The sequence below is a fragment of the Albimonas donghaensis genome (assembly GCF_900106695.1).
Lineage (GTDB): Bacteria > Pseudomonadota > Alphaproteobacteria > Rhodobacterales > Rhodobacteraceae > Albimonas > Albimonas donghaensis.
This window is the reverse complement of record NZ_FNMZ01000012.1, coordinates 91625-111852: the sequence shown is the minus strand read 5'-3', so window position 1 is coordinate 111852 and position 20228 is coordinate 91625. Positions and strand designations below refer to the sequence as shown.

The 20228-nt window shown below is 71.2% G+C and carries 27 protein-coding genes; 1 reads left to right on the top strand and 26 read right to left on the bottom strand.

Translation table 11 applies throughout. The features are described 5' to 3' along the window. Positions 1–11: 11 nt before the first annotated feature. From BLV24_RS20350 to BLV24_RS20230, 26 genes are all read right to left on the bottom strand, one after another. The gene (locus BLV24_RS20350; RefSeq protein ID WP_092685309.1) at positions 12–431 is read right to left on the bottom strand and encodes a hypothetical protein; all 420 of its coding nucleotides are present in this window, start codon (positions 429–431) and stop codon (positions 12–14) included. After that, entirely contained in the window at positions 428–2674 is a 2247-nt protein-coding gene (locus tag BLV24_RS20345) for a phage tail tape measure protein (RefSeq protein WP_176954861.1), read from the bottom strand. The genes BLV24_RS20350 and BLV24_RS20345 overlap by 4 nt, the downstream gene beginning before the upstream one ends. Beyond that, positions 2667–2849: a DUF7697 family protein gene (locus BLV24_RS22950; protein ID WP_425426116.1), complete on the bottom strand. Its 183-nt coding sequence runs from the start codon at positions 2847–2849 to the stop codon at positions 2667–2669. The genes BLV24_RS20345 and BLV24_RS22950 overlap by 8 nt, the downstream gene beginning before the upstream one ends. A gap of 50 nt (positions 2850–2899) precedes the next feature. After that, positions 2900–3394, bottom strand: a complete 495-nt coding sequence (locus tag BLV24_RS22145; RefSeq protein ID WP_176954849.1) for a hypothetical protein — start codon at positions 3392–3394, stop codon at positions 2900–2902. Position 3395: 1 nt separating this feature from the next. Continuing rightward, positions 3396–4340: a phage tail tube protein gene (locus tag BLV24_RS20335; protein ID WP_092685307.1), complete on the bottom strand. Its 945-nt coding sequence runs from the start codon at positions 4338–4340 to the stop codon at positions 3396–3398. A gap of 24 nt (positions 4341–4364) precedes the next feature. Further along, positions 4365–4805: an acyl-CoA transferase gene (locus tag BLV24_RS20330; protein WP_092685305.1), complete on the bottom strand. Its 441-nt coding sequence runs from the start codon at positions 4803–4805 to the stop codon at positions 4365–4367. After that, a complete protein-coding gene (locus BLV24_RS20325) occupies positions 4802–5443 on the bottom strand; it encodes a DUF6441 family protein (protein ID WP_245710684.1) in 642 nt (213 codons plus the stop codon). Before BLV24_RS20325 ends, BLV24_RS20330 begins: the two co-directional genes overlap by 4 nt. Further along, complete coding sequence (locus tag BLV24_RS20320) at positions 5440–5751, bottom strand: head-tail joining protein (RefSeq protein WP_092685303.1); 312 nt, start codon at positions 5749–5751, stop codon at positions 5440–5442. The genes BLV24_RS20325 and BLV24_RS20320 overlap by 4 nt, the downstream gene beginning before the upstream one ends. After that, complete coding sequence (locus BLV24_RS20315) at positions 5751–6050, bottom strand: hypothetical protein (RefSeq protein WP_092685301.1); 300 nt, start codon at positions 6048–6050, stop codon at positions 5751–5753. The genes BLV24_RS20320 and BLV24_RS20315 overlap by 1 nt, the downstream gene beginning before the upstream one ends. 79 nt (positions 6051–6129) lie before the next feature. Further along, entirely contained in the window at positions 6130–7170 is a 1041-nt protein-coding gene (locus tag BLV24_RS20310; RefSeq protein ID WP_176954860.1) for a major capsid protein, read from the bottom strand. 49 nt (positions 7171–7219) lie between these two features. Further along, a complete protein-coding gene (locus BLV24_RS20305) occupies positions 7220–7588 on the bottom strand; it encodes a head decoration protein (RefSeq protein ID WP_092685296.1) in 369 nt (122 codons plus the stop codon). A 64-nt stretch (positions 7589–7652) separates the two neighbouring features. After that, a complete protein-coding gene (locus tag BLV24_RS20300; protein ID WP_092685294.1) occupies positions 7653–8153 on the bottom strand; it encodes a hypothetical protein in 501 nt (166 codons plus the stop codon). Positions 8154–8168: 15 nt separating this feature from the next. Further along, positions 8169–9059 (bottom strand): S49 family peptidase, encoded by an 891-nt coding sequence (locus BLV24_RS20295; protein ID WP_176954859.1) that lies wholly within the window; start codon positions 9057–9059, stop codon positions 8169–8171. Positions 9060–9084: 25 nt separating this feature from the next. Continuing rightward, positions 9085–10686 carry a phage portal protein gene (locus BLV24_RS20290; RefSeq protein WP_092685290.1) on the bottom strand — a complete coding sequence of 534 codons (1602 nt, stop codon included), beginning with the start codon at positions 10684–10686 and terminating at the stop codon, positions 9085–9087. Continuing rightward, the gene (gpW, locus tag BLV24_RS20285) at positions 10683–10904 is read right to left on the bottom strand and encodes a gpW family head-tail joining protein (protein ID WP_092685288.1); all 222 of its coding nucleotides are present in this window, start codon (positions 10902–10904) and stop codon (positions 10683–10685) included. The genes BLV24_RS20290 and gpW overlap by 4 nt, the downstream gene beginning before the upstream one ends. A gap of 1 nt (position 10905) precedes the next feature. Next, on the bottom strand, positions 10906–12873 hold the full coding sequence (locus BLV24_RS20280) for a phage terminase large subunit family protein (protein ID WP_176954858.1): 1968 nt from the start codon (positions 12871–12873) through the stop codon (positions 10906–10908). Continuing rightward, a complete protein-coding gene (locus tag BLV24_RS20275) occupies positions 12864–13499 on the bottom strand; it encodes a hypothetical protein (RefSeq protein ID WP_092685284.1) in 636 nt (211 codons plus the stop codon). The genes BLV24_RS20280 and BLV24_RS20275 overlap by 10 nt, the downstream gene beginning before the upstream one ends. A 198-nt stretch (positions 13500–13697) precedes the next feature. Beyond that, on the bottom strand, positions 13698–14426 hold the full coding sequence (locus BLV24_RS20270; RefSeq protein WP_092685282.1) for a hypothetical protein: 729 nt from the start codon (positions 14424–14426) through the stop codon (positions 13698–13700). Further along, a complete protein-coding gene (locus BLV24_RS20265; RefSeq protein ID WP_092685280.1) occupies positions 14413–15012 on the bottom strand; it encodes a hypothetical protein in 600 nt (199 codons plus the stop codon). The genes BLV24_RS20270 and BLV24_RS20265 overlap by 14 nt, the downstream gene beginning before the upstream one ends. A gap of 109 nt (positions 15013–15121) precedes the next feature. Next, positions 15122–15799 carry a hypothetical protein gene (locus tag BLV24_RS20260; protein WP_092685277.1) on the bottom strand — a complete coding sequence of 226 codons (678 nt, stop codon included), beginning with the start codon at positions 15797–15799 and terminating at the stop codon, positions 15122–15124. Then, positions 15796–16086 (bottom strand): hypothetical protein, encoded by a 291-nt coding sequence (locus tag BLV24_RS20255; protein WP_092685275.1) that lies wholly within the window; start codon positions 16084–16086, stop codon positions 15796–15798. The genes BLV24_RS20260 and BLV24_RS20255 overlap by 4 nt, the downstream gene beginning before the upstream one ends. Further along, positions 16083–16805 carry a hypothetical protein gene (locus tag BLV24_RS20250; protein ID WP_092685273.1) on the bottom strand — a complete coding sequence of 241 codons (723 nt, stop codon included), beginning with the start codon at positions 16803–16805 and terminating at the stop codon, positions 16083–16085. The genes BLV24_RS20255 and BLV24_RS20250 overlap by 4 nt, the downstream gene beginning before the upstream one ends. Beyond that, positions 16802–17329, bottom strand: coding sequence for a hypothetical protein (locus BLV24_RS20245; protein ID WP_092685271.1), 528 nt, complete (start codon positions 17327–17329; stop codon positions 16802–16804). The genes BLV24_RS20250 and BLV24_RS20245 overlap by 4 nt, the downstream gene beginning before the upstream one ends. Then, positions 17326–18168 (bottom strand): DUF2303 family protein, encoded by an 843-nt coding sequence (locus tag BLV24_RS20240; protein ID WP_092685269.1) that lies wholly within the window; start codon positions 18166–18168, stop codon positions 17326–17328. Before BLV24_RS20240 ends, BLV24_RS20245 begins: the two co-directional genes overlap by 4 nt. A gap of 10 nt (positions 18169–18178) precedes the next feature. Next, complete coding sequence (locus tag BLV24_RS20235) at positions 18179–18499, bottom strand: YfdP family phage-associated protein (RefSeq protein WP_092685267.1); 321 nt, start codon at positions 18497–18499, stop codon at positions 18179–18181. A gap of 711 nt (positions 18500–19210) precedes the next feature. Continuing rightward, positions 19211–19450, bottom strand: a complete 240-nt coding sequence (locus BLV24_RS20230; protein WP_245710683.1) for a hypothetical protein — start codon at positions 19448–19450, stop codon at positions 19211–19213. Positions 19451–19686: 236 nt separating this feature from the next. Between BLV24_RS20230 and BLV24_RS22140 the strand changes: the two genes are divergently transcribed. Further along, positions 19687–20226: a WYL domain-containing protein gene (locus tag BLV24_RS22140; protein ID WP_176954857.1), complete on the top strand. Its 540-nt coding sequence runs from the start codon at positions 19687–19689 to the stop codon at positions 20224–20226. Positions 20227–20228 lie beyond the last annotated feature (2 nt).

Sequence of the window (20228 nt, the reverse complement as noted above, 5' to 3'; positions counted from 1 at the left end):
GCTTTCCCGTCTCACGGCATCACCCACACGCTGAACGTCATGCGAAAGGTCAGGGCCCGGGTCAGCGTCTCGACCGGAAGCTGGTCGAACTGACAGAGCCAGCGGGCGGCGAGCAGCACCGGCAGGCCGGCGTCGGTCAGCACCGGCTGACCCAAATGATCGAGCATGGGCCAGCCGTCGGTGGTCGGGTCCGCCATGTCGAAGGGCCGCGCCCCGAAGCCGGTTTGCTCCACGAAGTCGTCGAAGACCGCCTTCTCCGAGCGGGAGAGATCCGTGGAAAGGGCGACGCCCTTCGCGACCGAGGACCATCGTCGGCGGTAGCCCGGCGGGCCGGACTCGGCCGACTTGCGCAGGCGCGGCTCCTGACGCTGGACCTGCCAGCCGCCCCGGTTAGGCCGCGGGAGGTCGGGCGGGTACACGAGCAGCGTCATCGCCGGGTCCCCACCGGCGCAATGCCGAACTGCTGGCGCAGCGCCCGCCGCCCGCCTCCGCCTCGGGTGGTCATGGCCTGGCCAACGGCGTCGGCCATCTCCAGCCGCATCACGCGCCGGCCGCTGACGTCGGTCGCCTCCTGCACCTCCCCCGCCACCTGAGCTGACGAGTTGTTGATGATCTGCAGCGTCAGGCCGCCACCGGCCCCCGACCCGGTCGAGCCCCCCGAAACAGGCCCGCCCGACCGGAACGCCTGCGGCACGCCGGGCCCCGCGGGGCCGCCACGCGACAAGCGCCGCGCCTCGCCCCCGCGATTGATCATCTCCAGCAGAGCCCGGTGGCGGGACGTCGCCGCGGCGTTGACGACGAACTCGCCGTCGGAGAGCAACGCGGGGATGCTGTCGGAGGTCGACGTCCCCGGCCCAGCGATATGGCCGCCGCCGGCGGCCTTGTAGACGGGCATGGGATTGCCCGCCCCGAGATAGGACACCGGCGCGCCCGCGGCCGCCGCCGAGGGGGAAAGCGCGGCCGTGAGACCGTCCGCGACGACGCCGAAAAGCATGTCGAAGGCGCGATTTGTGGCGACCTGGGCGAGGCTCGCCAGCATATCGGCGAGCGCCGCGTCCGCTCGCTTGGTCCCGTTGACGAACGCCGAGAAGGCTCCGCCCACGGCGCTCTTGACACCCTGCATGGTCTCGCTCAGGCGCTCCGCGGAGTCCTTGAGGCTATCGACCCGCGACTTTGCGCTCTTTCCGCTCGAGCCCTTGCCCCCACCCTTCCCGCCCTCGTCGTCCGCCTCGTCGCCAAGATCCGCCAGCGCCTCGGTCACCTTGGAGACGGACGCGGCGCCGTCTTCGCCAAAGTCCGACACAAGGGCCCGCAGTGCGGCGACGCTTTCCATAGGCGCCGTGAAGGCGTCCCCCATGGCGGCGGCCGCCGCGTTGACGTCGGCCTGCACCACCGAGAGCCTGAACACGGTCGCCTGCAGGTCCTCGGCGAAGCCACCCGCCTCGATCCCCATGCCGCGCATCAAGGACGCCCAGCCCTCGGCGATCGTGGCGAACCCATGCGTGAAGCGGATCGCCACCTCGAGCGCCACCGATGCGATCTTCGCCGCGACATAGCCGGCGCCGAGATTGATACGCTCCCAGACCTCGGAGGCCACCCGCTGGAGAGCATCCAGCGCCTCACCGAACCCGCCGGCGGCGCGGACGAGTCGACCGAACTGAAACACCAGCTCGCCGGCGCCGACGATCAGCACCCCGATCCCAGTGCGGATGATCGCGCCACGAAGGATCACGAAGGTCGCCGCGAGCCCCTTGACCGACAGCGCCGCGGCGGCCATCCCCGCCACCCACCGGCCAGCCATCAGGGCGGCGAAGGTCGCCGCATAGGTCGCCAGCCTGTCGATATTGTCGCTCACCGCCGAGATCCCGGCTCCGAACGCGGGAATGACCTGCGTCGCGATCACCGCCATGGCGTCGGCGATATCCTCCAGCGCCGGCGCGACCGCGACGGCGAGACGGTTGGCGAGCCCTCGCCAGACGAGACCGAGCCGCGATACCGCATCATTGGTTCGTTCGATCTGGTCCGCGTCCATTTCCGAAACGGCAACACCAAAGGCCCGCACGTCGAGCGACGCCTGTCGAAGCGTCGCGGTGTCGACGCGCGCCATGGCGATCGAGCCCTCTTCGCCGAAGAGCTTGCCCGCCACTGTCGCGCGCTCCGCGGCCGGAACGAACTCGAGGATCGCCTCGTTGATCGCCTGCACCCGTTGATCGAGCGGCAGGTCCATAAGCTCCCGCGCCGACAGGCCGAGGCGCGTGAGCGCATCCGCAGCCGGGCCGCCACCGGACGCGGCCTGGCTCAGCCGGCGGGTCAGGTCCTTGGTGGCCTGCTCGATCCCAGACATGGACACGCCTGCGAGCTCGCCCGCGCGCTCGAGCGTCTGGATGGACTCGACCGTCGTATCCAGCGATTGCGCGAGCTTCGCCTGCGCGTCGACCGTATCCAGACCGGATTTCACCAGCGCGCCCGCGGCGGCAGCCGTGGCCGCAGCCACCGCCGCCGCCGCCAGCTTGGCCCGCCGGGCGAAGCCGTCGAGACGCTTCCCGGCCGCCTCGACCTCTTTCGAGAGACGCCCGAACCCACGCTCGCCCGCATCGGCGACGCCCTTGAGCTCCGCCTCGACCCTGTCGCCGCCGGTCGCTCCGAAGCGAACCGAAACCCGCTTTTCAGCCATCCCCGCCCCCCTCGTTCCGCTGGTTGATCGCCCGGGCCATTTCGGCCTCAATTATGGGCAAGAGCTCAGCCGTCGCCGCCGGCTCGATCCCCAGGGCCCCGCCGAGCGCGAGCGCGGCGGTCATGTCCCAACCCATCACCACGCCGCCCGGGGCGACGCGGAGCTGTCCCTCCAGCCGGCTCGCCAGGTCCCAGACCTGGCGGCCTTCTCGCGTTTGCGGCCGGTTCAGCCTCGCGGGACACGCGTCGCAGACGGCGTCGCATCCCGCGCAGTAGTCTCCGCCCCCGCCGTAGGCCCATCCGGCGAGGGCGCGGATACGTTTTTTTCCGCGTCCAGCTGCTTGATACCGTCCAGAGCCGGGCCCAGGATCCGGTCGAGGAAAGGCCCGGCGAGCTCGGGCTCGGCGCGCAGCATGGCCCGCGTCGCTTCGGCCGTGACCGGCAGGCGCTCGCCGGTCTCGGCGTCGCAGACGGTCCAGTCCGCCACCACCAGCGCCGCAAAGCGCCCGATCAGGTTCAGCAAGGCCCCGGGGCTCATGCTCCGCGCCATATCCTCGCCGGAGCCGCCGCCCTTCCCCGCAGCTTCGACTATCGGAGCCCAGGCCTCGTCGCCCTCGAACATTTCGGCGAGGTCGAAGGGCGACAGCGGACGAACGGCGACCGAGAGCTCGGCGTCGATCTCGACCCATCGCGGGGTCGGGTTGAGGTTGAGGCGCTTCATGTCAGTAGCTCGCCACTTCGTTGATCAGCGTCGCGGTCGCCATCCGGGCGGGCGACGCGGCGAGAGCGGCCTGCCAGTCGAAACTGACCTGCACGCCCTGCGGCCCTTCGATCGAAACCCGCGGGCGCGGCAGGTAGACGGCATGCGCGGTCAGCGTGAAGCTCGACCCGTCGGCCAGCGCATAAGCGAACTCGAGCTCGCAGGCCTCACCGGCGAGGGCCTGGTCGAGCAGGGTCTCGTCGGCGAACCGCGCGTCGATCCGCCCGGTCAGAGCGGCGACCGAAGGGTCGGCGCCGGCGATAAGCCCGTCGCTCCGGATCGTCTCGACCCGATCGAGGTTGTTCGCATAGGTGACCTGCGCAGAGGTCACGTTGGCGAGCGCCGAGCCCTCGCGCTTGATGGACCCGTTGAAATGACCGAACCGTGCGAGCTCGATCGACGCCGGAGTCCCTCCCTGCGTCGTCGAGGCTTTCGCCTCGTTCTGCGCGACCAGCGTCACGGCCCCGGTCAGCTGGCCGGACCGCTGCATGGTCCAGGACAGCTGATCGACCACGCATCCCGAATACATCGCGAAACGCGGGAGATCAGGGAGCCCCGCCTCGATCGCGAGGGACGGCAGGTCCCAGCCCCCGGACGCGAACACATGATCGAACGTCCCGTCGCCGTTGTCCGTCGTCGTCGGCGCCCCGAAGGCGCCCTTGAGCCAGAACCCGAGCGCGTGCGCGTCGAGCGGGATCGAGACCTCGCCGTCGGCCGTCAGCGCGTCCTTGATCGGCGCCAGCGGATCCCGGCCGTAGCCGAGAAGGTCGCTGTCGATCAGCGGCTGCTCGCTTCCGAGCGTGGACCGGACGAACGGAATGCGGGTGAACCCGCTCGCCGGCGCGGTCCCGTAAGTGCTTTCAAACGCGAGCAGCAACTGCGCCCGCGCGCCCTGAGCGCGTGCCATATCAAGGCCTCCTGTCGTTCGGGGTCAGAGAAGGGGATCGGGGGTCGAGTAGTGCAGAATGATCGGGACGATCGCGGCCTTGATCGGCTGGCCGCCCTCGGGGCTGACGTCCTGCGGCGCCGGGGCTTGCGCCTCGATCCAGTCGCAGAGCCCACCGAGCGTGCGGTCGGCGCTCACCGCGACGGCGACGGCCAGCTTGAGCGCGTCGAAAGCATCATCCCGCGGGCCGCCCTCTTCGCCCGACACCAGAAACTCGAGCTCCGCGCGGTGCTGATAGTGATAGGCGAGCGGCGAGAGCGTCGGCTCCGGCTCGCCCGGGTCGCCGTCGCGCAGGATCAACAGCCCGCCGGCGGGAATGCGGCCGGGCAACGTGGCGTTGCGAAGCGCCCGCACGCCCGACGGGGCGCCCGCCTCGAGGGCGACGAACAGCGCCTTGAGCACGGCCTCCGAAACACTGTCGCTCATCGCCCGCCCCCGATCCGCCCGCTGGCCCAATTCCGCACGATCCGGCCCGGCAGCCGCCCCTCCCAGGTCTGGGCGGCGCGGGCGAGGTCGAGTTTCTTGGCAAGCTGCACCTGCGGGATCAGGAGGAAAATGACCGCGGTCACCTGCCCCCGACCCGTCTTGGAACGCGAGGCCACGGCGAGCCCGCGCGCGTTGATGCGGGCCGCGTCGACGACCAGGAGGCTCGGTTGGCCCTTGCGATAGACGAAGCGGAGCTTGAGCCCACGCCGCGACTCCCAATCGCCGGGCGTGACTTTCCGGCCTCGCGACGCGGTCCCAGCCGCCGCGGTCGGAACCGCGAGGAAGAACCCGCTGTCGGACTGGATCAGCGCGCCCTCTTCATAGGCCTCGAGAATCTTGGGGGCTTTCGACCAGACCAGCGTCGCGGCGTTGATGCTGTCGCGCCCCTTCGGGAACGTTTCGCTCCGGACCGTGTTGGACAGGCGACGACCGAGACCGGCCGACGTGACCTGCCCGCGCCATTCCATTTTCAGGCCGTCGCCGACTTCTTTCATGCTGGCCGAAACCGCCCGGCGCCCGCCGGCGATTTCTTCCTGCATGGCCTGCGCAAGGCCGGTCACGCTGAAATCGAGCTTCACGCGGGCGAAACCTGCGCGGACCAGACAAGCCGGTCGGCGTCACGCTGCGGCTCGCCGACCACCCGGAACGCCTCGCCTGCGATCACCAGCATATCGCCGGCGGCGAGGTTCGGAGCCTCCGAGACCCGGACCTCGATCAGATCGGCGTCCGTCACCAGCGACGCCCCGCCCCAGGTCGTCAATTCGTCCGGACGGCGGCGCAGGATCCGAATACTGGACTGCCCGCCCAAGCCATCGACGCGATGCGCCGCCAGCCCGAGGTTGGGATCAGCGAAAAGCCGGTCCACCGCCCGGTCGAATACCGTCATCACGCGGCGCCGCCCGAGCCAGCTTCGGCCTCGCCGTCGCCCGAGCCCGAGCCAGCTTCGCCCTCGACGTCGTCCGAGCCAGCCTCGCCTTCGTCGTCGCGTCCCGAGGGCGTCGCCCGCGCCTTGGGCGCCGCCGGCGCGGCCCAGGCGAGCCCGCGCGCGATCAGCGCCTCCGCCTCTTCGGCCGGCAGGCTCACCACATCGCCCGGCGCGTGCTCGATCCGCTCGACTTCGCCGCCCCGCTTGGACGCCTTCCCAGTCACCAGCGTTCGGGCGCTTACCACTTTCATATTCGCCATGTCGGCCTCCTGTCTTTTGCGCCGTCAGGCGCAAGGCGGGCGCGCCGCGATCGGGCGCGCCCGCGTCTTCGCCGACTGATCAGCGCACGGTCGCGCAGAGCGAGGCGTTGGGCCGGGCCGGGATCACCAGCGGCGCCGACTGGCTCATGACCCACTCGACCGCCGGGTCGTCCTCGATCCAGCTCTTCGGGTAGATTTCGAGGGGCTGGTAGCCGGCCCGCGGGTCCTTGATGGCCCCGTGCGCCTGGTAGCCGGCGACGCCGGCCTCGACGCCCCGCCCGCCGAGGATGACGGTGTAATCCGGCATCATGTTGCCGGCGGTCCCGTCCTCGTTGGTGTAGGGCTGCGAATAGGTCCAGACGTCGAACTGGCCGACCGAACCGACATAGGTCGCCCACTGCCCCTCGCCGCGCGCGACCGGGCCGAGCTCGACCTCGGTCGAACGCGCATAGCGATAGTCGAGCAGCGCCGCGACCTGCGGGTCCTTGCGGAACAGCGCCCAGGCCTTCGGGTCCATGACCACGGTCGTCGCCGAGGCGCCCGAGGTCGTCGCGACCTCGTCGGCCCAGGTCTGCACATCGTCGAGGGGGGAGACCCCGGACTCGCCCCAGCGCGCGGAGGTCAGCAGCGCCTTGGTCAGCCCCGACGCCCGCCCGAAATTCACCGACTGCGCCGGGAAGCCCTCGCCCTCGACGGTCACGGCCCCGGTGCGAAGGGCGGCCGAGGCCATCCACTCCTTGCGCCGAAGCACGCGCATATACTGGTCCTCGAGCAGGTCGACGAGGGCGAGGTCGCGACGCTCGCTCGCGGACATGGCGCCGGCGAACCGCTCGCCCGGGCGGCGGCGCAGGGGACGCGAGGCGTCCAGCTCATTCTTGGGCTTCACATAGGCCGGCGTGAAGCTTTCGACCGAGGCGCCCCGGGCGGCGACCGGCGTCCCGGCCTTGAGCGGCGACACGAACGGGGCCAGTCCGGTCATGCGATCGAGCTTGTCGAAATCGACCGTCTCGGTATCGAACAGCGCCAGGTCCGGAAAGAACGTGTCCAGCAGGAACAGCTGCGGGCGGTCGAGCCCGCCGAGCACGCCGACCAGCGTGCGGGTGGTGTAGGAGTCGGGCATCGTAGCCTCCCGATGCGTGAGTGAATGAAGAGGCGGGACGCCCGTCGCGTCAGGCGACGGGCGACACCAGGAACAGAGGCGCCTGGGCGGCGCGCAGGGCCGTCGCGACGGAGGCGGCGGTGTGTCCGGTCCCGAAGGACAGCTTGTCCACATCGAAGGAACCGGCGACGTAGACCAGCGCCTCGACGTCGCCATCGGAGGCGTCGGCCGCCTCGGCGAGGATCGCTTTCGGGGCCTGCGACCCGTCGCTCGCGCCGGACGCGGACAGCAGATACTTGCCCCCGGTCGTGATCCGGCCGAGCACGGCGCCCGCGGCGAGGGCGACGGAATCCGCGATCGTCGCTTTCTCGACGAACACGGGGAACCCACCGGCCAGCAGGCCGGACGGGTCGTAGGTTTCGGTGGTGCGGCTGACCATGACGGCCTCCCGTTCGATCAGGTTGCAAGGACGCCGGCGGGGTCAGGCCCCGCCGGCGTGATTGTCAGGCGGCCTTGCCGGGGCGGCGCAGCGCGAGGATGCGCTCCGCGGCCTTGTCGTCGTCGCTCGACGCGCCGGCGGCCCCGGCGGACGGGGCGGCCGGGTTGCGGCCCTGCATGCGAGCCCCGAGGCCGCCGCCGGCCTTGGGGGCCGCGGCGAGGGTCGCCACGGCCTCGTCGGCCGACAGGGACGTGTTGAACGCGAGCTGCGCGGCCATCGCGACCGAGGCGGGATCCGCGGCGGCGAAGATCGCGGCGCAGCGTTTGCGCTCGGCCTTGCGTCCCGCGGCGAAGCCTTTGCGCCGGGCCGACGCGGCGACCTCTTCGCCCTCACCCTCTTCGTCTTCCTCCGGGGCCGCGTCCTCGCCTTCGGCGGCGGCGCCCGTGTCTTCCTCTTCCTCAGCCGGGGCGTCCTCGGCCTCGACCTCGGTATCCGGCTCGGCCTCGTCGCTGGCTTTCGGCTTGGAGCCGCGACTCGCCAGATTGGCGAACGTGAACCGCGTCATGAGGTTCCTCCTTGGTCAGCCGGCGGCGCCGGCGGTTGCGCCCTCGACGAACAGGGCGAGCGCCTGGTCGCTGGGCAGGATTGCGTCGAAGAGCCCGAGCTTGCGCGCGGCCTCGAGCGACTGCGGGCCGAGATAGGCCCGCGCCTCGGTGGCGAGGACGCCGGCGACGTCGATCGCCCCGGCGCGACCTTCGGCGACCGCCTCGGCGAACACGCCGCGCAGGTCGTCGAGCTCGGCCTGCACGGACGCCGCGGCCGCATCGGTCATAGGCTCGAGCGGGTGGCCCTCGGCCTTGTGAGCACCGGAGCGGAACAGCGTCGGCTTGATCCCCTCGGCGGCGAGCCAGCCGGTCACGTCCATATGCAGGCTGATCACGCCGATATGGCCGAGCCCGCCGGTCCGCGGGCAGCTGATCGTGTCGCCCGCGCTGGCCAGCCAGAACGCGGCCGAGAACGCATGCCCCATCACGATCGAAGCCACCGGCTTCGCCCCCCGCGCCGCCCGGATGGCCGACGCGGTTTCGTCGACCCCGGCGACGTAGCCGCCCGGGCTGTCGATCATCAGCGCGATCGCCTGCACCTGGTCATCGGCGAGGGCGGTCTCGACCTGCCAGCGCAGCTGCTCGCAGCCCGTCGCGCCGTCCCAGCCGATCAGGCAGAAACTCGGCAGGATGATCCCTTGCACCGGGATCAGCGCGACGCCCTCGCGCATGTCATAGGGCCGCCAGCCGGTGGCGGCCGCGGACATGGCGTCGTCGGACCAGGCGACGCCCTGCGGCGCGCCCCCGGCCTCCTGCAGGGCGAGGGCGCGTGCGGCGCGGCCTTCCGCCCAATCGAGGGCGGATTCCGACAGCGCAAGAGGTCCGGCGCAGAGCCGCGCGAGCGCGGATCCGTTGCGGGTCAGCATGGCAATGCCTCCGAAGGGTCGAGGGTCAGGCGGTCGAGGCCGGGCCAGCGTCGCGGTCGCTGGCATGCTCGCCGCCGATCAGCTCGGCGAACCGCTCTTGCGCCGGGTGCAGAACGCCCTCCGGCATTTCGGCGATTTCGCGCGAGAGCTGGGCGAGGTTGTCCTCGTAATCGGCGCCAGTCAGCTCGGCCGCCTCGTCTTCCATAGTCGACAGGCCGAGGGAAACGCGCATGGCCGCGGCCTGCGCTTCCTTGGTCGGGTCCACGAACCCGCGGCCGGGGCCGATCCACTTCGCCCGAAGCCACGCGCCGGGGGCTTCCCAGAACGCAGGCGCGCCGGCCGGAAGCTCGACGAGCCCCTGGTCGATCGCGTCTTCCATGACCGCAAGGCGGATCGGCGCGCACCAGCGTTGCGCGAAGCTCACCCGGCGGGCGGTCCAGCCGCGCCAGATTTCCACCAGCGCCGCGCGGGCCGAACTGTAATTCGTCTTGGACCAGTCGACGGCCAGCTGCTCGTAGCTCGTCCCCAGGCCCGCCGCGATCCGACGCAGGACGGCCGCCTCGAACGCCTCGAAACTCCCGCCCGGCCGCTCCGCCTTCACGGTGTCGATGCTGTCGCCCGGCGGCAGGACCGGCATGCGGACGCCCCCGAAGGTCAGGCCGTTTGCCCCGATCAGCTCGCGCCGCGCGTCGTTGAGCGCGAGGAACTTGCCGTCGCTCAGCAGGTCGGACACCTCGTCGGGCGCGAGCTGGCTTCGGACATAGACCCCGAGGATCGCGCTCAGCACGGCGGCCTGCAGCTCGACCCGCCCGTATTTGTCTTCCATCTTGAGAGCGTCGGAGACCGGCGCGAGACGGGAGACCCCGCGGCTTTGCCCGTCCCGATGCTTGTCGAAGAAATGGACGATCTGCGGCCGGCCCCACTCGGTTTCGCGCTCGATCCGATCGAATGCCCAGGACTGGCCGCCCCACATGGCGCTCGGGTGATCCCGCCGGAAATGATAGGCGAGCGCCGCGCCATGCTCGTCAATCTCGACGCCGCGACGCATGTCGATCCGGTCGGTCATGCCTTGCGGATTGTCCAGCAGGTCGGGGTCCACCACCCGCAGCCGGGTCCGGAAGCCGGTGGCGCCCTCGTCCCAATGCAGCACGGCGAGCGCGTCGCCCTCGAGGAAGTAAGTCCGATACCCGAGCGCCACCAGGCCGCCCCAATCGAGCGCCCGCGAGGCGTCGCAGCGCATCAGCGGATCGTCCGCCCAGGTCCGCCAGGCCGCGTCCATCTGGGCGCCGACCGCCTGCGCCGTCTCGCGGTCGATCCCCAGCGCGCGCCAGTCGGGACGCGAGGTCGGCCGGAACCGGGCGCCGACGACCGAGTCGACCTCCCGCTGCACGGCGCCCGCGGCGAACCCGTTGTTGCGGGCGAGGTCGCGCGCCCGGGCGGTGACCGTGTCACGCGCCCATCCCAATTCGCGATCCGGGTGATCCCGGCCAGGGCTCCACGCCGCGACCTCCGACGTCATGACGTCGGCCGCATCGTAGGGCTGCGACGTCTCGAGCGCCGCCCGGATCCCGCCGCCTCGCCGAATGTCGGCGAGCGTCCGGCGCACATGCGAACCCGCTCGGGTCATCGGAAGCTCACCCCGATCGCCGCGCCGCGCCGACGCTGGCCGAGCTGGCGGCGCAGCTGACCGATATAGGTCTGCAGCTGACCGGCGTCCGCGGCGGCATAGGACACCGACTTGCCGTCGGACGTGCGGACCTGCACCGCCGAGCGCCCGAGGCGGAGCTCATGCAGCGCGTCCTCGGCCTCGGCCAGGCGCACGGTCAGGGTCGCTTGATCGGTCATGTCATCCCTTCCGAAGGGCGGCGAACCGCGCGGCCAGGTCACTTGCGCCCGCAGGGCTTGCGGCCGAGGCCGGCGTGGGCGCCGGCGGTTCCGAAGCAGGGGCCGCGGTCACCGGACGGTCGAAGAGGTCGGGCTCGGCATCGGGCGCGGGAGCATCGCGCTCGGCCTCCAGCGCATCCCACTCGGCGTCCGTCGCCGACCGGAAGCCCGCGAGCCGCGCGGCGAACTCTGCCAGAACCCGCGTATCCAGCGGCTCGTTGCGCCCGTCCGCCTCGATCACTTCCCAGCGGCTTTCCATGACCCCGAAGCGGTTCCGCTTGAGGATCCGCCGCTCGGCGCAGAGGCCCCGAAAGAAGGCATCGCCAAGGCCCGCGGCGAAACTCTGAAAGCCGCGCGCCTGCGGGTCCTCTTTCTTGAGGTCGGCATAGAGGACCGCTTTCAAAGCGGAGACGTTGACCATGAAAGCCCGCTTTTGGCGGCGCTTCACCTTGCCGTCGCGCCGCCGCTCGAACTTCTGCGCCTGGTAGATCGGCCCCTTGTCGGAGCTGGCGCCCTTGGAAATCGAAACCCGTTCCCACGGGTGGCGCTTCGCCCAGGTCCAGACGTCGTCGGTATAGGCGCCGCCGTCGATCGCGAGACGGTCGAGGCGAATGTCGCGGCCCGCCTCGTTCCGCCACCGCCGCTTGAGCAGCCCGTCGAGCTCCGCCCATGCCTCGGCCTCGCCGATATGGTGCGGGATCAGCCCATGATCGACGACGTGGGCGCGGTTGTTCCGCCCGAAGGCGACGACCTGCCACTCGAGCCAGGTCCCCTGACAGTCGACGCCGCAGGCGAGGATCGGGAGACCCGTCGGGATCCGCCCTTTCTGCACCGCCTCGACCGCGTTCTCGGCGCGGTTGCGCAGCTCTTCCCAGCCCGGCGCGTCGCTGGCCGCTTCATAGGGCAGGCCCAGCACGTCGTTGAAGAACGTCTGCTCGCGTCCGGCGTCGCCCCGAGCCTGCAGCCAGGAGACCGCGATCGAGCGCCAATCGCGGAAGGGCATGATCGCCCGCCACAGATGAAAGCTCGGGTGATCCCCTTTCGGGTTGGTCGCCACCCACTCGCCCGCGGCGACCATGTCGTCGCGATGCTTGAACTCGATCTCGGCCCCGCAAGCGACGCAGACGAAATGCGAGCGGCCGGGGTCATCCTCGTCGACCCGGAAGTTTTCCCAGGCGAGCGCCTGTCGGTGGTCGCAGTGCGGACACGGCATCCGCCATTCTTCCGCGGTCCCGCGCTGGTAGGCATGCGATACCCGGCAGGCCCCGGTGATCATCGGCGTCGAGAAACGCCCGATCTTCGCGTCCTCGAACGCTTCCGCCCGCGAGACCGCCAGGGACTCCGGATCGCCCAGCGCGGTCGACTCGAACTTCGACAGGTCGTCCATGACCACGTTGGGCCGGGTCGTCCCGCTCAGCTCCGAGGGCGAGCCGGCCGAGACCGTTCGCAGAGAACAGGTCCGGTCGAGGGTCTCCTGATAGCCCATGTTGTCGAGCTGGCCGGCCGACGATCCGAACACCGCCCGCATTCTCGGGTTGGTGCGCCGATAGGGCATCCACTTGCTTCGCACCCATTCGGCCGCGGCCGTGTTGGTCGGGTGGACCACCAGCGTATTCCGCGGGGCCATGTCGAAGATGCACCCGAGAAAGGGCTTGATCAGCGCATCGGTCTTGCCGATCTGCGCCGAGCCTCGGACCGTCACCTCCCGCGCCGGGTGGTCGGGGCTCAGAACCTCATGGATCCGCCGCAGCATCGGAAATCGGGACGAGTCATAGGGACCCGGGAACGGACTTCCCTGGTCGAACGACAGGTTGCGTTCGGCCCAGCCCGAAACCTCAGGCGGCGGCGGCGGCTGCATCGCCGCGGCGATGGCCCCCATGACGACCCTCTCAGCTGGGACCAGGAACGGCCCGTGCGCGATCACTGACACGCGACGGCCTCCGCCTCGGCGGCCTCGACGTCGGCGAACTCGGCGCCCGCCGCCTGCGCCGCCGCGAGGTCCGCGCGACGCTGGCGATGCTCGCGCCATGCCTTGACCAGCACCGCGCGCACCGTCGGCGCGTCGAGACCATGCTCGGCGGCGACCTGCTGCGCGGCGGTCCGCAGCACGGTCTCGAACTCGGCGACCTCGGCGGCCAGCGCCCGGCGGATCTCGAGCTCGGCCTGCGACGCGAGCACATATCGCCCCTCGAGCTCGGCGAGCTTGAGCCGACCCTCGGTCGCTTTCATTTCCGCCATTTCGGCGCGCGCCCGCTGATAGCGGTCAGCGGCCGGGTCGCTCCGCGGGATCGCCGGGGCGCCGCGGCCCTCGCCGTCGGACGGCTCGAGGTCGGCCAGGTCGCGGAGGGCCCGGGCGGTCCCGGCGCCGTTGCCCATCAGCTGGCCCTGGTCGAGCGTCCGGCCGAGAGCCTCGGCGCACTTCGCCAGGTCGAACCGGCGCGCGCGCCCTTCGCCGGCGTAACAGCCGTCGAGCTTTCCCTCGCGGACATACTGGCTGATCCGGCCGGGCGACACGTCGAGCGCCTTCGCCAGACCGGATGCGTTGACCGTGGTCATGGCCTCATTGGTTTAGCTGGAGTTTAGGCTTTGCCGTTTGTTTAGCGACTCTAAACGTATGCGCTTAAGCGTCCCGTATACGGATCCGCCCAGGAAGGACCCGCTCGGGTTCATGCTTGGGAAAGGCAGCCCCGAACGCAGCGCGCCCGGGCGAAGGATCGACCGGGCGCGGTTGTAGAGCGTGACGACAAGATGCACTCACGCGGATTTTCCCGTCAACGGTCGCTCGGCAGAAATATACCCGAGCAGCACCGCCAGCCGCTCGACGCCGCCGAGGTAGGCGCTCAGGACCGCCCGGCGGGTCGAAGGCCCCCGCGACCAGCCGGACCGGCGCAGGAGCTCCGCAACCGTCAGACCGTCGAGGGCGACCGCGTTCACAACGTCGATCACGCGCAGCGACCGCCGCCCCCGATCCGCGTGCGCCCGGACGCCCCGGGCCGCGAGCGCCATGTCCGACCCGATCGCCGCCTCGCAGGCGCGCAGCTTGAGCGACCATTCGCACCGCGCCGCCGCGCCGCCATCGCCGAGCCCCGTCCGCGGCCCGTCCCCCGGCGCCCTCACCGAAGCGACCATTTCCGCGAGACCAGCGTATTCCCGCGCCGCGTCCTGCAGCGCCTTGGGCAGGCCATCCAAGGCGGCGGGTCCCTTGCGCCGCACCGCGCGCGCAGCATGGACGCGCGCCTCGCCAGTCTTCGGATCGGGGATCACTGTCTCGACCGCGACCGCCTCAAGCCCACCACGACCGAACCCGATCGGCCCCGCGTCGCCGTAGGGGCCGGGCAAGCTCGGCACGCCTGCCCGGCGATGGCGCCGGACCGCGACGCGCAATCGCCGCTCTTGCTCGGCGAACCGCTCGCCGTCGCCCGCGTCCACGTGCGAGCTGGAGACGTCGTCGCTCCACCCCGCCCAAATATCAGGCCGCTGCATCGCCCCGATCCTCCTGCTTGGAAAACACCAATGCGCGGACCTGAGGCTCGGCGCGCCGCCATGCCTCGAGCTCGCTCCGATCCGCTTCGCTGTCGCGCCCCTCGCCCTGCCGCCGCCCCGCCGCCGCCAGCTCGCGCCGGCGGTTCCCCGCGCGGACGCGGATCCCGGGCCAGTCGGCATCGAGCGGGGGGCGGCGGCGGCGGATCAGGAAGTTCGCCAGCTCGGCCGCGAGAAACGGGCTTTCGCCCCAGGCGACCCGCCCCGCCGCCGAACCCATGTAGCTGGTCAGCAGCCGGTCGCTGGCGGGCGGCGCCTTTTCGATCCCGTCGGCGAAGCGCAGGACGACCTGTTCGCTCGGCCATTCGTCCCGCGCCCGGCCGCCCGCCAGCCGATGCACCACCTCGGCCAGCGCCCGCAGCCCGTCCGGCGTCATGTAGGCCAGCCGCCCGACCAGCCGCTCGACGGTCTTCGCGTGGTCCTCGGCCTTCACCCCGCGCTTGCGCCGCAGCCCCTTCGCCTCCAGCGGGCGGATCAGGATCTCGCGCACCCGGGTCCGACCCGGCACGTCCTTCTCTGCATCTTCCACGGCGGCCTCCTGGTGTTGCGGGGGGACTAAGGGGGTTTCAGGTATGGGTGTGGGTATGGGTGCGAAACAGTTTCGCGAAACACTCGCGCAACACTCGCGAAACACTAGATTATGGGTCGACGGGTCGGCGGGAACGCATGATGTTGGCCACCTCGGCCAACTCCGATTGCGCGTTCGCCCGCGCCCGGTCCTCGCGCAGAGAGACCTCGGCCATCGCCCGCGCGACGTTGTCCGCCCGCCAGCGCAGGTCGCGCTCATGCAGGAAGGCCATCACCGCCGAGACGTAGTCGTCGCGCTCGGTCAGCCCCGCATGGGCGCCGCACTTCTCCCGCATGATCCGCTTGAGGCGCGAACGCAGCGCCCGCTCGGAACCGCGCTGGCTCGACGCCCGGCTGTCGGACAGCCGCTGCAGCGTTTGCGCGATGACCTTGACGAGGAACGGATGGCCGAGCCGCACGACGCCGTCGTCGATGGTGGCGCCCTCGTCGGGCGGCAGGCAGATCATCGGCTCCCACCCGTAGAGCGCGCCGCCCCGCACCGCCTCCCAGCCCGCCAGGTCCCGCCCGAAGCCCGCGAGGAACGCGAGCTCGACGTCGTCGGTCGGCAGCGTCCCGGCCGGGTCCTGCACCGCAGCGCGCGCCCAGAGCATCATGCCGTAGAACCCGGCGGCGGGGTCGACCGTCGCCGCGAAGCGCGACCCGAGAAGCCGCTCATGGTGCAAAGGGATCCAGTCGGCCTTGAGCCGCGTTCCGATCGCCACCGGATAGAGGGGATAATTCCCGATCATCCCCGCCCCTCCCGCAGCACCAGCACGGCGGCGGCGAGATAGTTGATCGCCCCCAGCAGCTCGGCCTCATCACGCCCCGCGGGCAGGCGGGCCGATTCCTGCGCCTTCTTGATCGCCTGCCCGGTCGCGAAGCCCGGGCCGACCATGCGCGCGATCTCGCATATGGGCTGGCGCAGGAACGGCGTGTCGCCCCGAGCGTGCCGCTCTTTGCCCTTGCCGTCCGCAGCCTGCGCCAGCGCATCGGCCAGAACCTCGGCCAGCGGCTCGTATCCGGCCGGCGCGGTCATGCCGTCGCCTCCGGCATCGGCGCATAGTCGCCCGGCCGGGTCAGCCGGCGGCGCGTGCCGGGCGGGATCCAGTCCAGCACCGTCACGCCGCGCCCGAAGGCCGGGTATCGCTCCCAGACCAGCCAGGCGTAGGCCGTCGCCGTGGACGGCTTGCGCATCACAGTGACCGCCTCGCCGTCGCGCTCGACCTGGTGCGGCTCGGCGACGTCGGGATCCGGAAGCCGGCCCGCGTGCATCACCACCCGCTCGCAGAACTGCAGGACGCGGGACGGCGGCATGTCGGCGAACAAGGCCTGGTATCGCCGCGCGCCCTCGAGGAACGCGACGCGGACCAGCAGAGCGCAGCCGATCGTCGCCACTTCCATCCCCCGGCGGGCGAAGTCCTCCGCCAGACGAAACGGCGGATTGGTGATGACCCAATCGACCGGCTCGACCTCACCGGGGAACAGAAAGTCGCCGACCGCGAAGCCGACGCCGTAATCGTGGACGTCCGACGCCCGGACGGAGCGCACCGCGCCCGCAAGCCCGCGCACCATGAAGCCCCGGTTCGCCGCGGGCTCCCAGACCGTGCGCGCGCGCCAGTCGGTTTCGCCCGAGCCCCGCAGGGCCTCGACCAGCGCCCGCGCGGCCCATGGCGGCGTCGGGAAGTCGTCGAGGCTGTCATGCGCCTCGACGCGCCGCTGGCGGACCGCGGTCGACAGGTTGCCGACGCCGGTCATGCCGACGCCCCGGCGAGGCCGATCGCCATGCTCACCGAAACATCGCCGACGCCCCGCAGCTCGCCCGCGAGCCCGATCGCGACCCGCGCCTCGGCCTCGGTTTCCGGCTCGCCCTGCACGCCGAGCCGCGCGAACAGCTCCGGCTGGCTGCGCAGCGCCCACAGCGCCGGCGTGGCCCGCGGACAGGGCGGGCGCGACGCCTCGGCCTCGCGCTGCCGCGCCAGCGCCGCCGCCTCCGCACGGGCCGCGTTCATGGCCTCCGCCTGCAGACGGTTGCTCTCGGTCCGCCGCGCGAGCCCCCGCGCGGCGATGGCCGGCGCGATGGCGGGATCATGCTGGTCGAGGACGTGCTTCACCGTCCAGTCGCCGCAGCCGAGCGCCCGGGCAATGTCGCCCAGGCACTCGGCCGAGGCCGCGGCCGCGATGATGGCGGAGCGCAGCTCCGGCGCGATCCGCCGGCCGCTGCGCGCGGCGGCGGCGGGACGCTGTTGCGCCCCGCCGCCCGCCTCGACCGCCCCGCTCATCCGTTGAACGCCTGGTGACGATTGCACGCCCGCCCGCGATGCACCGGAATATCGGGCAGGTCCACGGCGACCGCATCAACCAACCGGGCGAACTCCTGCTCAAGCAGGTCGTCCAGACGCAGGATCTTCACCGTGAACGTCAGCTTACCCTCCGCGACGCTGTAGGCGAACCGCGCCCGCCACTCGACAGGATCGGTCCCGAAGAACACCGGCGTTCGCAGGGTCAGCATTTTCGGGCATGCGACGGACCCCGCCGGCGTGTCCGATTCCTCGAACTGGAACCGCCGCTCGTTGGTGTGGACATTGACCACGGACCGGATCTTCGCCGAGCGGATGGCGTCGAAGTTGAGCGCCACCTCCATCAGATCGGCAGGCTCCGGCTCGATCGCGTCGGCGCAGCGATCCTCGAGGAAGTCGACGAACTCGCGCTGCGTGAGGGGCCTGCCGTCGACCTCCGCCCAGGCCGCGAAAGCAGCGGTGTAGGCCGCATGCCAGTAGGCGTCATGCGTGCCCCAGGACGCGTCGCCCGCCGCCCCGGAGGAACCATGCCAGTCCATGCGCGCGTGAACCCTGCGATCCTCAAGCGAAGCGAAAACGCGGGTCCGCCCGGCGACCGTGAAGTCGCGGACATAGTCGACGAAGCTCGCCGGCGTCTCCAGCGCCACCTCCGCGCGGATGGCGGACGGATGCGGCCGGAACAGCTCCATGCGCTCCAGCTGCACCGTCACGCCTGCGGGCTTGACGATGGCGGAGACGTCGCCCTCGCCGCCGATGGGCACGATCTCCGCCTTGCGCAGATGCGCGACGGCGGCGTCGATCACGTTGCGTTCCTGATCCATGTCGATCTCCTCAGGATTTCGCCATGCCGCCGGGGATCGAGCGCATCAGGCCCTCGTCCTCGTCGCGCGGCGGCGTGCGGGTCAGGTCGCAGTCCTCGGTCGGCCAGTAGAAGGCCTCGCCCTGCGGCCGCTTCGGCAGGGTCGCCTTGACCTCCGCTTTCAGCTTGAGCGCCTTCTCGCCGTTGGGCTCGACGATCAGGCTGATCGTCAGCTTGGCCTTTTCGCCGTAACGGACCACGTCGCGGACGCACTGCCGCAGCAGGTCGTCGGCGTTCTCCACCAGCGCCCCGCCGTCGTGTCGGCCGAGCGCCATCAGAACGGAACTGTTCATCGGGCTTCCTTTCGCGGCCGGCGCGGGGCCGATCCCCGCAGACCCCGGCCGGGCTTGATGCGGCGGGCCGGGACCGAAGGAAGCCGCCCTGGCCCGCCGCGCCCCGGCGACACGCGATCACGCGCCGGGGATCCGAAAAGCCCCGGGGCCGCAGCCCCGGGGGAGTCCAACAGGGAGGTGTCCGCCCGCACCGCTGCGGCCGAACCGTTGGACCGGAGCGCCACGGCGCCCCGGAAACCGAAAGGCCGGCCGAAGGCGCGAAGCCCCCGGCCGGAAGTCACGCGCCGGCTATCGGGGGCGGACACCCCCGCCGACGCGCACGCGAGCAGACCGGAGCGCCCGGGCAAGGGAAGGCTCCGGCCATCCGGACGCGCGCGCCCGGATCTGGTTGCAGCGGGGCGCGGCAATCTCCCGTCGCCGGCGCCGGCGGCGGCGCGCCCCGCTGCGAGCGGCGAGAGGGAGGCCCCGCCGCTGTTGGAATAGGTGCGGCCCGGCGCGAGGCGCAGCAGGCCGCGGGCCGGGGGCGTGGGGCCCTCGACCGCACGCGGGGCCAGGGGGAAGCCCCGCGCGATGATGCCGGCGCGGCTCACGACCGCGCCCCCTTGATCCGCTGGAAAAACTTTTCCGCCCGCGCTTCGAACCGGCGCCCAGCCGCGCGCGCCCGTGCGGCGCGCACCTGGTTGAAGCGGGCGAAGATGCGCCAAAGCCAGTTCATCGCCGCGCCCCCCGGTTGGACGCGGGGTCCGCCTCGGGCTCGAGCACCGCGAACACGGTCTCGGCGCCGGCCATGGCGATGACCCGCAGCACATAGCGGAAATGCGGGGCGTTCTCGCAGCGCAGCCAGTTGCGCACGGTCCGCGCATGAACCGGGCGCCCGTCATGCGACAGGACCTCCGCCGCCAGCTCGGCCAGCTCGTTTTCGGATCCAGCCTCGGGGAAGGCGCGCCGCAACAGGTCCGCGAACCATGCGCGTTCAGAATCTTCGCCAGATGTGCATTTTCTGAAAGACATTTCCGACCTCGCCGACGCAACTTGATGGCGTTCGGCGAGCTTGGTCGTTGGCGGAACGAAGGAACGGGGGGCGGCGTGCTGCATCAGGCCGCCCCCAACCCATCCAGGAACAGCGCAGATGAACGAAGGACTCGCCCCGCGGCCGCGGCGGCGCCATGCTGGCGGCCGGATTTCAAATGACGGTGAAGCGCGTGGATTTCTTCTTGATCTTGATGGCTGCGGCGGCCGCCTGCTTCGCACTGGCCGGACTGCTCACGCTGGCGTTGAATGCCTTGAATGCCTCGGCCACCCCAACGCCGACGGAACGCCCCATCGCGCCCACGGCGGACGACCTGCGTCGGATCGAAGCCGACCCCAAGGGCAAAGGCGCTCCGATCTATCTCGACAGCGGAGAGCGCATCGGCTCCTTCGACATACTGATCGAGTATGTCGATGCGGAGGGAGAGGCGACGCGCAGGGCGATCACGGTTGTCGGCTTCGGGTCCGGCCACTACGCCCCCGGCTTCATGGCCTACTGCCACCTCAGGAAAGCGATGCGGATCTTCCGGCTCGACCGGGTCGACGCGGTGATCGACGACCAGGGAGAGGTTCACGAGGATATTCCGGCCTTCTTCCGAGAACTCGGCATCGGCCAGGCCGCGCGTGCGCATTTTCGCGTCGACGTGTTCGGCGTGGCGCCGCGGAGATCGCAACGCGCGAAGGGGGCGGCGGACTGAGG

Excerpts from the sequence above, each read along its gene's own strand:
- BLV24_RS20345 (WP_176954861.1), bottom strand. The coding sequence starts at position 2,674 with ATGGCTGAAAAGCGGGTTTCGGTTCGCTTCGGAGCGACCGGCGGCGAC.
- BLV24_RS20290 (WP_092685290.1), bottom strand. The coding sequence starts at position 10,686 with ATGACCCGAGCGGGTTCGCATGTGCGCCGGACGCTCGCCGACATTCGG.
- BLV24_RS20250 (WP_092685273.1), bottom strand. The coding sequence starts at position 16,805 with ATGACCGGCGTCGGCAACCTGTCGACCGCGGTCCGCCAGCGGCGCGTC.
- BLV24_RS20320 (WP_092685303.1), bottom strand. The coding sequence starts at position 5,751 with ATGACGGTATTCGACCGGGCGGTGGACCGGCTTTTCGCTGATCCCAAC.
- gpW (WP_092685288.1), bottom strand. The coding sequence starts at position 10,904 with ATGACCGATCAAGCGACCCTGACCGTGCGCCTGGCCGAGGCCGAGGAC.
- BLV24_RS20315 (WP_092685301.1), bottom strand. The coding sequence starts at position 6,050 with ATGGCGAATATGAAAGTGGTAAGCGCCCGAACGCTGGTGACTGGGAAG.
- BLV24_RS20260 (WP_092685277.1), bottom strand. The coding sequence starts at position 15,799 with ATGATCGGGAATTATCCCCTCTATCCGGTGGCGATCGGAACGCGGCTC.
- BLV24_RS20255 (WP_092685275.1), bottom strand. The coding sequence starts at position 16,086 with ATGACCGCGCCGGCCGGATACGAGCCGCTGGCCGAGGTTCTGGCCGAT.
- BLV24_RS20305 (WP_092685296.1), bottom strand. The coding sequence starts at position 7,588 with ATGGTCAGCCGCACCACCGAAACCTACGACCCGTCCGGCCTGCTGGCC.
- BLV24_RS20310 (WP_176954860.1), bottom strand. The coding sequence starts at position 7,170 with ATGCCCGACTCCTACACCACCCGCACGCTGGTCGGCGTGCTCGGCGGG.
- BLV24_RS20295 (WP_176954859.1), bottom strand. The coding sequence starts at position 9,059 with ATGCTGACCCGCAACGGATCCGCGCTCGCGCGGCTCTGCGCCGGACCT.
- BLV24_RS20275 (WP_092685284.1), bottom strand. The coding sequence starts at position 13,499 with ATGACCACGGTCAACGCATCCGGTCTGGCGAAGGCGCTCGACGTGTCG.
- BLV24_RS20245 (WP_092685271.1), bottom strand. The coding sequence starts at position 17,329 with ATGAGCGGGGCGGTCGAGGCGGGCGGCGGGGCGCAACAGCGTCCCGCC.
- BLV24_RS20270 (WP_092685282.1), bottom strand. The coding sequence starts at position 14,426 with ATGCAGCGGCCTGATATTTGGGCGGGGTGGAGCGACGACGTCTCCAGC.
- BLV24_RS20350 (WP_092685309.1), bottom strand. The coding sequence starts at position 431 with ATGACGCTGCTCGTGTACCCGCCCGACCTCCCGCGGCCTAACCGGGGC.
- BLV24_RS22140 (WP_176954857.1), top strand. The coding sequence starts at position 19,687 with ATGACGGTGAAGCGCGTGGATTTCTTCTTGATCTTGATGGCTGCGGCG.
- BLV24_RS22145 (WP_176954849.1), bottom strand. The coding sequence starts at position 3,394 with ATGAAGCGCCTCAACCTCAACCCGACCCCGCGATGGGTCGAGATCGAC.
- BLV24_RS20235 (WP_092685267.1), bottom strand. The coding sequence starts at position 18,499 with ATGAACAGTTCCGTTCTGATGGCGCTCGGCCGACACGACGGCGGGGCG.
- BLV24_RS20240 (WP_092685269.1), bottom strand. The coding sequence starts at position 18,168 with ATGGATCAGGAACGCAACGTGATCGACGCCGCCGTCGCGCATCTGCGC.
- BLV24_RS20330 (WP_092685305.1), bottom strand. The coding sequence starts at position 4,805 with ATGAGCGACAGTGTTTCGGAGGCCGTGCTCAAGGCGCTGTTCGTCGCC.
- BLV24_RS20335 (WP_092685307.1), bottom strand. The coding sequence starts at position 4,340 with ATGGCACGCGCTCAGGGCGCGCGGGCGCAGTTGCTGCTCGCGTTTGAA.
- BLV24_RS20300 (WP_092685294.1), bottom strand. The coding sequence starts at position 8,153 with ATGACGCGGTTCACGTTCGCCAATCTGGCGAGTCGCGGCTCCAAGCCG.